The 11,599-nt window shown below is 65.3% G+C and carries 12 protein-coding genes; 9 read left to right on the top strand and 3 right to left on the bottom strand.

Annotated elements, in window-relative coordinates; translation table 11 throughout:
• Together AC5JJ6_RS23360 and AC5JJ6_RS23355 are read right to left on the bottom strand one after the other, a co-directional pair.
• Positions 1–431, bottom strand: a 431-nt coding sequence (locus AC5JJ6_RS23360; protein WP_496044353.1) for an FGGY family carbohydrate kinase, incomplete at its 3' end; no start/stop codon positions are given.
• A gap of 7 nt (positions 432–438) precedes the next feature.
• Positions 439–1,551 carry an ABC transporter ATP-binding protein gene (locus AC5JJ6_RS23355; protein ID WP_496044352.1) on the bottom strand — a complete coding sequence of 371 codons (1,113 nt, stop codon included), beginning with the start codon at positions 1,549–1,551 and terminating at the stop codon, positions 439–441.
• Between the two features lie 181 nt (positions 1,552–1,732).
• On the opposite strand from AC5JJ6_RS23355, the gene AC5JJ6_RS23350 reads away from it, so the two are divergent.
• The 7 genes from AC5JJ6_RS23350 (at position 1,733) to AC5JJ6_RS23320 (ending at position 8,486) form a co-directional block, all read left to right on the top strand.
• Complete coding sequence (locus AC5JJ6_RS23350) at positions 1,733–2,764, top strand: zinc-dependent alcohol dehydrogenase (RefSeq protein WP_496044351.1); 1,032 nt, start codon at positions 1,733–1,735, stop codon at positions 2,762–2,764.
• Positions 2,765–2,854: 90 nt separating this feature from the next.
• Positions 2,855–4,192: an ABC transporter substrate-binding protein gene (locus tag AC5JJ6_RS23345; RefSeq protein WP_496044350.1), complete on the top strand. Its 1,338-nt coding sequence runs from the start codon at positions 2,855–2,857 to the stop codon at positions 4,190–4,192.
• A gap of 210 nt (positions 4,193–4,402) precedes the next feature.
• On the top strand, positions 4,403–5,329 hold the full coding sequence (locus AC5JJ6_RS23340) for a carbohydrate ABC transporter permease (protein WP_496044349.1): 927 nt from the start codon (positions 4,403–4,405) through the stop codon (positions 5,327–5,329).
• Between the two features lie 2 nt (positions 5,330–5,331).
• Positions 5,332–6,201 (top strand): carbohydrate ABC transporter permease, encoded by an 870-nt coding sequence (locus AC5JJ6_RS23335; RefSeq protein ID WP_496044348.1) that lies wholly within the window; start codon positions 5,332–5,334, stop codon positions 6,199–6,201.
• Positions 6,202–6,232: 31 nt separating this feature from the next.
• Positions 6,233–7,237 (top strand): sugar-binding transcriptional regulator, encoded by a 1,005-nt coding sequence (locus AC5JJ6_RS23330; protein ID WP_496044347.1) that lies wholly within the window; start codon positions 6,233–6,235, stop codon positions 7,235–7,237.
• Positions 7,234–7,800: an SIS domain-containing protein gene (locus AC5JJ6_RS23325; RefSeq protein ID WP_496044346.1), complete on the top strand. Its 567-nt coding sequence runs from the start codon at positions 7,234–7,236 to the stop codon at positions 7,798–7,800. Before AC5JJ6_RS23330 ends, AC5JJ6_RS23325 begins: the two co-directional genes overlap by 4 nt.
• A 2-nt stretch (positions 7,801–7,802) precedes the next feature.
• A complete protein-coding gene (locus AC5JJ6_RS23320; RefSeq protein WP_496044345.1) occupies positions 7,803–8,486 on the top strand; it encodes an SDR family oxidoreductase in 684 nt (227 codons plus the stop codon).
• Here AC5JJ6_RS23320 and AC5JJ6_RS23315 read toward each other — a convergent pair.
• Positions 8,473–9,987: a xylulokinase gene (locus AC5JJ6_RS23315; protein WP_496044344.1), complete on the bottom strand. Its 1,515-nt coding sequence runs from the start codon at positions 9,985–9,987 to the stop codon at positions 8,473–8,475. The genes AC5JJ6_RS23320 and AC5JJ6_RS23315 overlap by 14 nt on opposite strands.
• 214 nt (positions 9,988–10,201) lie before the next feature.
• Here AC5JJ6_RS23315 and AC5JJ6_RS23310 point away from each other — a divergent pair, with 214 nt between their 5' ends.
• Together AC5JJ6_RS23310 and AC5JJ6_RS23305 are read left to right on the top strand one after the other, a co-directional pair.
• Complete coding sequence (locus AC5JJ6_RS23310; protein WP_496044343.1) at positions 10,202–10,594, top strand: hypothetical protein; 393 nt, start codon at positions 10,202–10,204, stop codon at positions 10,592–10,594.
• 171 nt (positions 10,595–10,765) lie between these two features.
• Positions 10,766–11,401, top strand: a complete 636-nt coding sequence (locus AC5JJ6_RS23305; RefSeq protein WP_496044342.1) for a carbonic anhydrase — start codon at positions 10,766–10,768, stop codon at positions 11,399–11,401.
• Positions 11,402–11,599 lie beyond the last annotated feature (198 nt).

Below are 11,599 nucleotides of genomic sequence, written 5' to 3'. Positions count from 1 at the left end.
ATCCACAGCGACTTGGGGATCATCCATTCCGCCGAGATCGGCCCCCGGCCGGCATTGTTGACCTTGAGGGCCGGGTCGTCGAGGGTCGCGATGCGGGCGGCCTGTCCGGCGGCGCGCATGTCCATCCAGATGATCGCCGGGCGGAGCGAGCGGCCCTGCGCATCCAATGCCACCACCGTGCAGCAGGTCGTGTCGGCGGCGAGTCCGACGATCTGGTCGGGGCGGATCTTGGCGTTGGCAACCGCCTGACGGACCGACGAACCGAGCGCCTGCCACCAGTCCTCCGGGCTCTGCTCGGCCCAGCCAGCTTGGGGAAAGCGGGTGGCGATGGGCGTGACGCCTTCGGCGATAACGGTTCCCGTCAGGTCGAAGACTCCGGCCCGCATGCTCTCGGTCCCGGCATCGACGCCTATCACATAGATCTCGGCCATGGTGCGCTCACGCCGCCGCAGCGGATTTACGGGCGAGGTTGGGCAGGGCGGTTCCCGATTCGTCGAACAGGTGGCAGTAGCGGGCGGTGACGCCGGCCGAGAGGGTGTCGCCGGCGCGGGGCTCGAAGTTGCCGTCGCCCTTGACCATGATCTGGGAACCGTCGGCGGTCTTCGTGTAGGCGAAGGTCTCGCCGCCCAAGTGCTCGACGACGAGGATCTGGCCGGGGATGCGGGCCTCGCCCTGGCCGGTTTCGGACAGGTCTTCCGGGCGGACGCCGAGCGTCAGGGACGCGCCGGGAGCGACGCCGCCGGATGCGACCGGCACCAGCAGCCTGTCGCCGCCGGGCAGGGTGACGGTCACGCCGCCGGGGGCGACGGCCGACGCCGTGACCGGCAGGAAGTTCATCTGCGGCGAGCCGATGAAGCCGGCGACGAAGCGGTTGCGCGGATGGCGGTAGAGTTCCAGAGGTGAGCCGACCTGCTCGATCCGGCCCTTGTTGAGGACGACGATCTTGTCCGCCAGCGTCATGGCTTCGACCTGATCGTGGGTCACGTAGATCATCGTCGCCTTCAAGTCTGAATGGAGCTTGGCGATCTCCACCCGCATCTGGACGCGCAGCGAGGCGTCGAGGTTGGACAGCGGCTCGTCGAACAGGAAGACCTCCGGCTCGTGGACGATGGCGCGGCCGATGGCGACGCGCTGGCGCTGGCCGCCCGAGAGCGCCTTGGGCTTCCGCTGGAGCAGCGGTTCGAGCTGGAGGATCCGGGCGGCGTTCTGGACTTGGCGGTCGATTTCCGCCTTGGGCTTCTTGGCCATCTTAAGGCCGAAGGCGATGTTGTCGTAGACCGTCATGTGCGGGTAGAGCGCGTAGGACTGGAACACCATCGCGACGCCCCGGTCCGCCGGCTCCAGATATGTGACATCCCGGCCGCCGATGCTGATGCTGCCCTGGGTGATGTCCTCCAGCCCGGCGATCGACCTGAGCAGGGTCGATTTTCCGCAGCCCGATGGGCCGACGAAGACCACGAACTCACGGTTCTGGATGTCCAGCTTGATGTCGTGCAGGACCTTGACATCGCCGTACGCCTTCTCGACGCCGTTCAGCCTGACTTCGGTCACAGTCGTCTCCCCTCCCAGGATTCTCGTTCTTGTCCGGCGGTGCCGGCGCCTTCCCTCGGAATATATGTATTGGTCGAATTACAAATGCTTGACACCCTTAGATACCGCACAATACGATATTTGTAAATTCGCCGATACAAAAGTTCTCTAACGATACGAAAGCCAGGGGGGAGTGCTGAGCATGCGCGCCGCGTATATACACGGGGTCCGTGACCTGAGAGTCGGCGACAAGGCGACGCCGGAGCCCGCGGCCAACGAAGTTCTGCTGAACGTCAGTGCCGTCGGCGTGTGCGGCAGCGACCTGCACTACTACAAGGAAGGCGCCATCGGCTCGGCTGTCATCAGCCAGCCTTTCGTCCCCGGCCACGAATTCGCCGGCCGCGTGATCGAGGACCGGCCCGACCTGGGGCTGCGCGCCGGCCAACTCGTCGCGGTCGATCCGGCCAAGCCCTGCGGTCATTGCGAATGGTGCGAGCGCGGCCACGTCAACCTGTGCCCGAACGTCGTCTTCATGGGCGCCCCGCCGACGACCCACGGCGCCATGACCGAGCAGATCTCGGCGGCGCCCAGCCAGATCTTCCCGGTCCCCGACAACTTCACCGATATCCAGGCCGTCATGCTGGAACCGCTGGGCGTCGCGATCCATGCGATGGACCTTGCCAAGATGAAGCGGGTGATGGAAACGGTCGCCGTGATCGGCGCCGGTCCGATCGGGCTGTGCCTGCTTCAGCTTGCCAGGATGATCTGCCCGGACAAGGTGTACTCGATCGATCCGGTCGGCTATCGCGCCAATCTGGCGAAGAAGCTCGGGGCCGACGACGTGGCCGACAGCCACACGGCTATCGCCGACTGGACCAACGGACGCGGCGTCGATCTGGTGCTGGAGGCGACGAACTCGCCGATGGGCTTCCAGGTGGCGGCGGAGACGGCGCGGATCGGCGGCCGGATCGTGCTGGTCGGCATTCCCGACGGCGACCAGTACATGCCGCTGTCGGCGTCGCTGCTGCGGCGCAAGGGGCTGGACATCAAGATGTCGCGCCGCATGGGCCATGTCTATGAACGCGCCATCAAGCTGGTCGCATCGGGCCGGGTGGATGTCGATACCATGGTGACCCATCGCTTCGCCCTGGAGGACGCGGACAACGCCTTCAGCTACCCGGCGGAATTCCACGATGGCGCCGTCAAGACCATCATTCTTCCCGGTCAGGCGTAAGGCCCGAAGGCTGCTTGTTCGGCAGCCTCATGGCAAGCAGTCTCGGGTATGTCCGTAATCAACGTCAATAAGAACATGGAGGGGGACGCAATGAGGAAAAAACTATGGGGCGCCATCGCTTTCGCGGGCGCTCTGATGACGTCGGTCAGCGCCATGGCCTGGACCCTGGAAGAGGCGGCACAGCCTTACAAGGGCACCAATATCAAGGCGATCTTCCTTGACCGTCCCGGCTATGCGGCGGCGATCAAGCTGCTGCCGGAGTTCGAGAAGAAGACCGGCATCAAGGTCGACTACGAGATCGTCCCCTACGAGAACAGCCGCGAGCGGCAGGTGCTCGACTTTACCGGCGGCGGCGAGATCGACGTCGTCTTGACCGACGTGGTCTGGATCGGCGAGTTCGCCGGCAACGGCTGGCTGGAGCCGGTCAAGACCTTTACGGACGACGCCAAGCTGGCCGATCCCAAGCTGAACCTGAAGGGCTTCTTCCCGATCCTGCTGGAATCCTTCGGCACCTGGGGCGACGAAGTCTACGGCCTGCCGTTCGACAACTATTCGGGGCTGCTGTACTACAACAAGTGCACGCTTCAGCAGGCCGGCTTCGACAAGCCGCCGGCGACGTGGGACGAGCTGATGAACGTCTACGCGCCGAAGCTGACCGACACGGCCAACCGCAAATACGCCTACGCGCTTCAGTCGCGCCGGGGCGAGACTCAGTCGGCAGACAGCTTCATGCGCGTGCTGTGGCCGTTCGGCGGATCGCTGCTGGACGACAAGTTCAAGTCGAACCTGAACTCCGCCCAGTCGCAGGCCGGCCTGAAGTTCCGCCAGGACCTGATGAAGTACATGCCGCCCGGCATCGTCGATTATGACCACGCCGAGGCCGTCAACGCGCTGGCCCAGGGCAACGTGGCGATGATCACGGAATGGTCGGCGTTCTATTCGACGCTGTCCGATCCGTCCAAGTCGAAGATCACCGACTGTCTGGCAGTGGCGACGGAGCCTGCCGGTCCGGCCGGTCTGAAGCCCGCCCTCGGCGGTTTCTCGCTGGGCGTCAACGCTCAGTCGTCGGATGCCAAGAAGGCGGCGTCGTGGCTGTTCATCCAGTGGGTGACGTCGGAAGAAATGGCGAAGCCGTATATCGAAGCCGGCGGCGTCAGCGGGCGGACCGGCGTCTACAAGGACGCGGATATCCAGAAGCGCTATCCGTTCGTGGCGCCGATGGTCGCTTCCTGGGACGGCGGCGTCCCTGACTTCCGCCCCCGCTTCGCCGAGTGGCCGGAACTGTCCGAGGTGGTGGCCGAGTGGGGCACCCGCATGATGCTGGGCAATGTCAGCATCGAGCAGGGCGCGCAGTCGATCGGCGCCCGGATGGAAGAAATACTGGGTCAGGCCGGCTACTACGACGGCAGCAAGCCGCTGCGGAAGTAATACCGGGAGCCGGAGACATCGACTGGGAGAGATGCCGATGCCGTAGGTCGGTCTAGAGCGAAGCGGCAGCCGACATAGACGCGCCTGCTTGTCGGCTGCCGCTTCGCTCTAGAACGACCTACGATGCGCAAGCGCTCTCGCGGGTCGATCTCTCCGGCTCTCAGTACAAGCTCGATACTAAACGAAATTCTGAAGGGGAGAGCCTCGGCCATGTCCAGCGGCACTCAGCCCGGCAAACCGGCTAAGCCGGCCGTGTTCCCGACGATGTGGAACAACAAGCGCGCGGCTTTCGCCTTCCTGGCGCCGGCCGTCGCGGCCCTGGCGCTGATCGGCATCTTTCCGACGGTCTTCGCGCTGGTCAATTCGTTCCGGCGCTACAACCTTGCCAAGCCGCGCGATCCGACGCCGTTCGTCGGCTTGGACAATTACTTGACCGTGCTCTACGACCCCTCGTTCTGGGGTGCGCTGGGGCGGACCTTCATGTTCCTGGTCACCGTCGTCCCGATCCAGATAGCGCTTGGGCTGATCATCGCTCTGCTGCTGCACAAGCCGGGGCTGTCGGGCTTCAAGCTGCTGGCGCGGCTCAGTCTGGTGATCCCGCTGGCGACGGCTCCCGCCGTGGCCGGCCTGATCGGACGCCTGATCTTCAACCGCGATTTCGGCGTGGCGAACGCCGTGCTGGCCTTCGTCGGTGCTGGACCGGTCGAGTGGCTGGGCGACACCACCAACGCCTTCATCGCGGTGGCGCTGATGGACATTTGGCAGTGGACGCCGTTCTGCGCGCTGGTCCTGCTGGCGGGCCTCACGATGGTCCCGACCGAGATCGAGGAAGCGGCGCGGCTGGAAACAAAGAGCCGCTGGCAGATCGTCCGCTATGTCCAGATGCCGTTCCTGCTGCCCAGCGTCACGGTCATCCTGATCCTGCGGACGGCCGATATCCTGAAGATGTTCGACACCGTCTTCACGATGACGCGCGGCGGTCCGGGGGCCGCAACGGAACTGGTCAGCGTCTATATCCAGCGGGTCGGCTTCCGGGTGTTCGACCAGGGCGTCGCGTCGGCGCAGGCGATCATGCTGCTGATCCTGACCATCGTCCTCGCCCGTCTCTACGTCAAATACGTCTACCGGGAGGTCTGACCATGGCGGTAGCATCAGCCGAAAACACGGCGGTCCGGCAGTCGGCTCCGGCGAAACCGAAGCGTCTGGTCAACGCCTGGCATCTGGTCGGCCTGCTGGCGATCTTCCTGTTCGCGGTCTTCCCGTTCTACTGGATGGTCGCGACCAGCCTGAAGACCCAGGCCGAGGCCTTGGCCTCACCGCCGATCTGGGTGTTCACGCCCAACCTGGACAACTACTACTCCGTGCTGTTCAACCGGGACGTTCTGTCCAGCCTGATCAACTCCGTGATCATCGCGGTATCGACGACGGTGCTGGCGGTAGGGCTGGGGACCCCGGCGGCCTATGCGCTGGCCCGGTTCGAGTTCAAGTCCAAGGAAGAGCTGTGGTTCTGGTTCATCACCAACCGCATGCTGAGCCCGATCGTCGTGGCGCTGCCGATCTTCATCATGGCGCGGACGCTGAACCTGATCGATACGCATCTGGTTCTGGTCCTGGTCTACCTGACCTTCAACCTTCCCATCGTGGTGTGGATCTGCACCGACCAGTTCAGGGGCGTGCCCAAGGATCTGGACGAGGCGGCCCGGCTGGCGGGAGCGTCGCGGTTCACGATCTTCTGGCGGATAGCGCTGCCGCTGGCGATGCCGGGCGTCGCCGTATCGGCGATCTTCTCCTTCATCTTCTCGTGGAACGAACTGCTCTATGCCCTTGTCCTGACGCGAAATACCGCGCGAACGGCGCCGGTGGCGGCGACCAGTTTCATGAGCGGCTACGATTTGCCCTGGGGTGAGATCATGGCGACCGGCACGCTGATCGTGCTACCGGTGATCGTCTTCGCTCTGATCGTTTCCAAGCACCTCGTCCAGGGCCTGACCATGGGAGCCGTCAAGTAAAGGCCGTTGCCGATGCGGGAAGGAAAAAGCTGTGCAGAACAAACACTTGGACGATGACGTCATAGCCAGCTCTGAAGATCAGCTCAACATCCGCATCGCGTGGTACTACTACATCACGGACATGACCCAGCAGCAGATCGCCGACCGCTTCGGCATCACGCGGGTCAGGGTCAACAAGGCGCTGGCGAACTCCCGCGAGACCGGAGTCGTTCAGATCCGCATCAACTCCAAGCTCGCGTCCTGCATCCGGCTGGAATACGAGCTGGAACGGATGTACGGGCTGGAGCGCGTGACCGTGGTCCCGACGCCGGAGGACCAGCGCTTCATCTTCCGGGTGCTGGGGGTCGGCGTCGCTCCCTATATCCACGACCAGCTCGTGGACGGCTGCACCCTGGCGGTCGGCTGGGGACGGACGCTGCGGCAGGCGGTGCGCGAGACGCGCGGCAAGTCGCTGCCCAATCTGAAGGTCCTGTCCCTGCTGGGCGGATTGCATTACGGATCGGCCAACAACACGGCGGAAATCGCGTCCAGCTTCGCCAGCCTGTTCGGCGGGTCGTACTATTATCTGGCGGCTCCCGTGTATGCGAGTTCGGACGAGTACCGCGACATGATGCTGGCGGAAGGCTCGGTTCAGGACGTACTCGGGCAGGCCCGCAACGCCGACATGGCGCTGGTGACCGTCGGCGATCTCAGCAAGCGCTCGCTGATGATCGAGCTGGGGCTGGTCAGTCCGGAAGACGCCCGGACCCTGAAAGCCGCCGGTGCCGTCGGCGATCTGCTCGGACATTACCTTAACAAGGACGGCGAAGAGGTTGATCATCCACTGAACCGGCGGGTGATCTCGCTGGATCTGGAAGATCTCCGGCACATCAGGAAGGTCGTGCTGGTGTCGGGCGGACCTTACAAGGCGGACATCATCCGGGCTGTTCTGCTGCGCAAGTTCGTGCATGAACTGGTGATCGACGAAGCGACCGCCGAGCAGCTGATCGGCCAGCCGGTGACGGAAAACCCCCATTTGGAGAAGAGGGTGTCGTGACGAAGACTGTGAGCGAACTGGCCGGCCGGGCCTGCGCGGAGATCGCGGCGACGTTCGGGAGCGGCGACGAGAGCGCCATATCGGCGCTGATCGAGGAACTTGCGGCGGCGCGTCGCATCGCCTTGCACGGCGTCGGGCGCGAGGGGCTGATGATGCGGGCGCTGACGATGCGCCTGTTCCACATGGGCCTGGACGCTCATCCCGTGGGCGACATGACGACCCCGGCGATCGGACCGGGCGACCTGCTGGTGGTCAGCGCCGGGCCGGGCGAGTTCTCCACCATCATGGCGCTGATCGGCGTGGCGCGGGATGCGGGTGCGCGGGTTGCGGTGATCACCGCGCAGCCGGATGGGGCCGCTGCCAAGGCGGCAGACGTCGTGATGTGCCTGCCGGCCCAGACGATGGCGAGCGACTCCGGTCCTGGAGCAAGCGCCGTGCTGTCGATGGGCAGCGCGTTCGAGGGCGCCCAGTACGTCTTCTTCGAGGTCCTGGTGCTGTTGCTGCGGGAGCGGCTTGGCATCACCGCCGAGGCGATGCGGGCGCGGCACACCAATCTGGAATGATCATGACCGAAGATTTCACCGGCAAGAGGGTGCTGGTTACCGGCGCCGCCAAGGGCATCGGATTGGCGACAGCGAAGCTTCTGGCGGAACGCGGAGCCGAGGTGATCGCGTTCGACCGCAGCGTCGTCGATCTGGCCGACGTGGAAGCGACGCGGGCAGCCGTGCGCGCCGTTCTGCCGGTCGACACGCTGGTCAACTGCGCCGGGATCGTCGAGTTGGAAAGCTTCCTGGAAACCCGCGCCGAGATCTTCGACCGTACTCTGGCGGTCAATACCCGCGCGCCGCTGGTAGTCGCCCAGGAAGTCGCCCGCGATCTCGTCCGGCGCGGCAGCCCTGGAGCCATCGTCAACGTGTCGAGCCTCGCTGCCGCCGTGGGGACCAGGGACCACACGGCTTATTGTGCGTCGAAGGCGGCGCTGGATGCGATCACGCGGGTCATGGCGCTGGAATTGGGGCCGCATCGCATCCGCGTCAACAGCGTCAATCCCATTGTGACGCTGACCCCTATGGCGGAGAAGGCATGGAGCGATCCTGCCAAATCCGGGCCGATGCTGGGACGTATCCCGATGGGACGCTTTGCCGACCCGGTCGAGGTCGCGGCGACCATCGCCTTCCTGCTCAGCGACGCCGCCGGGATGATACACGGCACCTGCGTCACCGTGGACGGCGGCTTCAGCGCCGGCTGAGAGCGGCCAGCCGGGGATAGAGATCGCGCAGGCGCGGGTACAGGTCGGCGTAGAGCGACAGCAGCTCGGCATGGAAATCCGCCAGGGCCGCATCCGGCTCAAACACCGTTCCGGTGCGGGTCATGGCTCCGGCGGCTTCGGCGAAGCTGCCGTACCAGCCGATGCCGACCGCCGCCGCTATGCCGGCTCCCAGGCTCGACGCTTCCGCCGTTTCGGCGCGGATGACGGGCCGGGCGGTGATGTCGGCCATGATGCGGCACCACGGATCGCTGGCCGAACCGCCGCCGATGGCGACGAAGCTTTCGACGGGCGTGCCGGTCGCGGCTGCGACGCGGTTGGTGGCGAAGGCCTGCTCCAGTGCGATGCCCTCCAGCAGCGCGCGGTAGATCTCTCCCCGGCCATGGTCGGGCGACAATCCCAGCAGGCAGCCTCGGGCGTCCTGGTCCCAATAGGGGTTCATGACGCCGTTCCAGTAGGGCAGCAGCAGCAGCCCGCCGCTGCCGGGGCGAACTGATGCTGCTTCCTGTTCCAGCCGGCGGAAGATGCCGGGATCGGCGTCGGGGTCCAGGCCGAAAACCTGCCGGATCATGGAGTTGACGAGCAACGTTCCCGATCTGAGCGAGGTTTCCAGGATATAGCCATCGCGGTCGATGGCGCACATCGTGCGGAACGCCGGGTCGATGCGGGGGGCGCGGTCATAGACGCCGGAAACGACGGCGGTGCCGAGGTTTAGGTACGCCGTGCCCGGCTTCGCGACGCCGGTCCCAAGGCCGCCTGCCTGCCCGTCGCCGCCGCCGGAAATGACCGGAGTGCCCGCGCGCAGGCCGGTCAGCGCTGCGGCTGCCGGGGTGACTTGGCCGATGAGGGTACCGGGGGCTACGGCGGTTGGGAACTTACCCGTCTCCAGCGGAAGCGCCTGAAGGACATCGCCGGCCCAGACGTGAGCGCCGATGTCGAAAGCGCCGAGCGGATCGGCGCTGGCCCAGCTCGTGGCGAACTCTCCCGTAAGCTGGCGGACGATCCAGGCATGCGGGTCATAGACATGGGCGATGCGGGCGAACACATCAGGTTCGGCGCGGGCCAGCCACGCGAGGCTGTAGACTGCGGGCGCGAAGTCCAGCGGCTTGCCGGTCAGCGCATGCATGCGCTCGACACCAACCTTGGCGGCTAGGGCAGCGACCTCCGCCTTGCGGCGTTCGTCCAGCCACAGGATAGCCGGGCGCAACGGCCTGTCGGCGGCATCGGTGACCGCGATGGTTTCGCGCTGGTTGACGATGGCGATAGCGGCGACGCGGTCCGCCGGGATCTGCGCCGTGACGCCGGCCAGCGCGGTCTGAACCGCGCGCCACCACGCGTCCGGGTGCTGCTCGTAGGCGTTAGGCTCCGGCCGCTCCAGCGTCAGCGGCGCGCGGCCTTCGGCCACGGGACGACCGTCCGGGCTCCAGGCGATGGCCTTGGCGGTGGTGGTGCTGAGATCGAGTCCGATGACGGTGTTCTGCATGATGGCGGCGAACCTAACATACCGCAGGGCCTGAGTGTATACCCGTATGGCCCGCTTCTTGCGTGTGTACAGCCGCAGGATTTTTAGAGAGGTGGACCACATGATGGCTCCGCACGCCACCAATGGGCCGCCGTGCGCGAGGACTATAGCGCCGACGGCGAGGCCTGGAACCATGTGACCTACGAACAGGCCTGCTCGCGGGCCTATCGCTGGGGTGAGGACGGGTTGGCGCGGTTCTGCCCAGCGGCTTTGCCTGGCCCTGGCGCTGTGGAACGGGGAAGCCCCGATCCTGAAGGAGCGGCTGTTCGGGCTGTCGGGGCCGGAAGTCGGCTACGAGCCGGGCGAGAGCCAGACCTATATGTTCGGCGGCAATTCGAACCGGCGGGGGCCTGTGTGGTTCCCGATGAACTGCCTGATCGTCGAGGCGCTGGAGCGGTTCCACGGGCGGGAGCACCGCTTGCAGGCCGACCCGAATTTTTCCAGCTATATCTGGTTCCGCGAGTATTTCCACGGCGATACCGGCGTCGGCCTGGCAGCGTCGCACCAGACCGGCTGGACGGGGCTGGTCGCAAACCTTCTGCACAAGCAGGGCCGGCGGCGGAGCTGAGAACGATCCGGGCGGGGTAATGAAAGGATATGACTTTTGTACGGGGCGAAGATGCGGTAATCAGTCACCTGCCGCACTGCGGTATCGCTGCGGTATAGGATGTCCGGCATGCGATATGGTATCGGGCACGTGGCTTGTGGACGGGCGTAACTGTTGTTGGGAGGGAAGACGATGTCTGTGATCGATAGTCTGGTTGCCGGGTTCAAAGCTTTCCGCGTGACCAATTTCGAGCAGCGCCCGGCTCTGTACGAGGCCTTGGTGAACAACGGCCAGCAGCCCGAAGTGCTGATGATCGCGTGCTCGGACTCGCGGGTCGATCCGGCGCTGCTGCTGAACTCCCAGCCGGGCGAGTTGTTCGTCGTCCGCAACGTCGCCAATCTCGTGCCGCCCTATGCGCCCGACGACAACTATCATGGCACCAGCGCCGCGCTGGAATTCGCGGTGCGGGACCTGAAGGTGGCGCATATCGTCGTGCTGGGGCACTCGCGCTGCGGCGGCATGGACGTGCTCCGCAAGGCCTCGTGGGGCGAGAAGCCTGACCGCGAGTTCATAGCGCCGTGGGTGTCGATCGCGGAACGCGCCTGCGATTGCATCGGCCGTGATGCGATTACCGGCCCCGAAGGAAGCCGTCTGGTCGAGCAGGCCGGACTGAAGGTCTCCCTGGAGAACCTGATGACGTTCCCCTGGGTGCGGGAGCGGGTCGAGGCCGGCAACCTGACGCTCCATGGCTGGTGGTTCAACCTGGAAAAGGGCGAGTTGTGGGGTATCGGGAATTCCGCGGAAGAGCCGTTCATTCAGTTGGTCTAAGGCAGTTGGTGTGAGGCAGTTGGTCTGAGTCGCTGCCAAACTCTCGCCAAGCCGTTATAGTGCTCCCTGACGCATCAAGGGGAGATCGGCCCTATGGCGGGAATGGGCATCGCTCGCGCCGCCCTTTTCATCTGTGCGCTGTCCGGCTGCGCCGGAACGCAGACATTCAGCGGCCGGAGCTATCTGGTGGATGACCCG

The organism is Skermanella sp. (genome assembly GCF_059503625.1).
The sequence above is the reverse complement of the archived record's forward strand: the minus strand, read 5'-3'. Positions and strand labels throughout refer to the sequence as shown.

Coding starts and splice junctions, on each gene's coding strand:
- AC5JJ6_RS23350 (WP_496044351.1), top strand. CDS start 1,733: ATGCGCGCCGCGTATATACACGGGGTCCGTGACCTGAGAGTCGGCGAC.
- AC5JJ6_RS23345 (WP_496044350.1), top strand. CDS start 2,855: ATGAGGAAAAAACTATGGGGCGCCATCGCTTTCGCGGGCGCTCTGATG.
- AC5JJ6_RS23340 (WP_496044349.1), top strand. CDS start 4,403: ATGTCCAGCGGCACTCAGCCCGGCAAACCGGCTAAGCCGGCCGTGTTC.
- AC5JJ6_RS23335 (WP_496044348.1), top strand. CDS start 5,332: ATGGCGGTAGCATCAGCCGAAAACACGGCGGTCCGGCAGTCGGCTCCG.
- AC5JJ6_RS23320 (WP_496044345.1), top strand. CDS start 7,803: ATGACCGAAGATTTCACCGGCAAGAGGGTGCTGGTTACCGGCGCCGCC.
- AC5JJ6_RS23315 (WP_496044344.1), bottom strand. CDS start 9,987: ATGCAGAACACCGTCATCGGACTCGATCTCAGCACCACCACCGCCAAG.
- AC5JJ6_RS23305 (WP_496044342.1), top strand. CDS start 10,766: ATGTCTGTGATCGATAGTCTGGTTGCCGGGTTCAAAGCTTTCCGCGTG.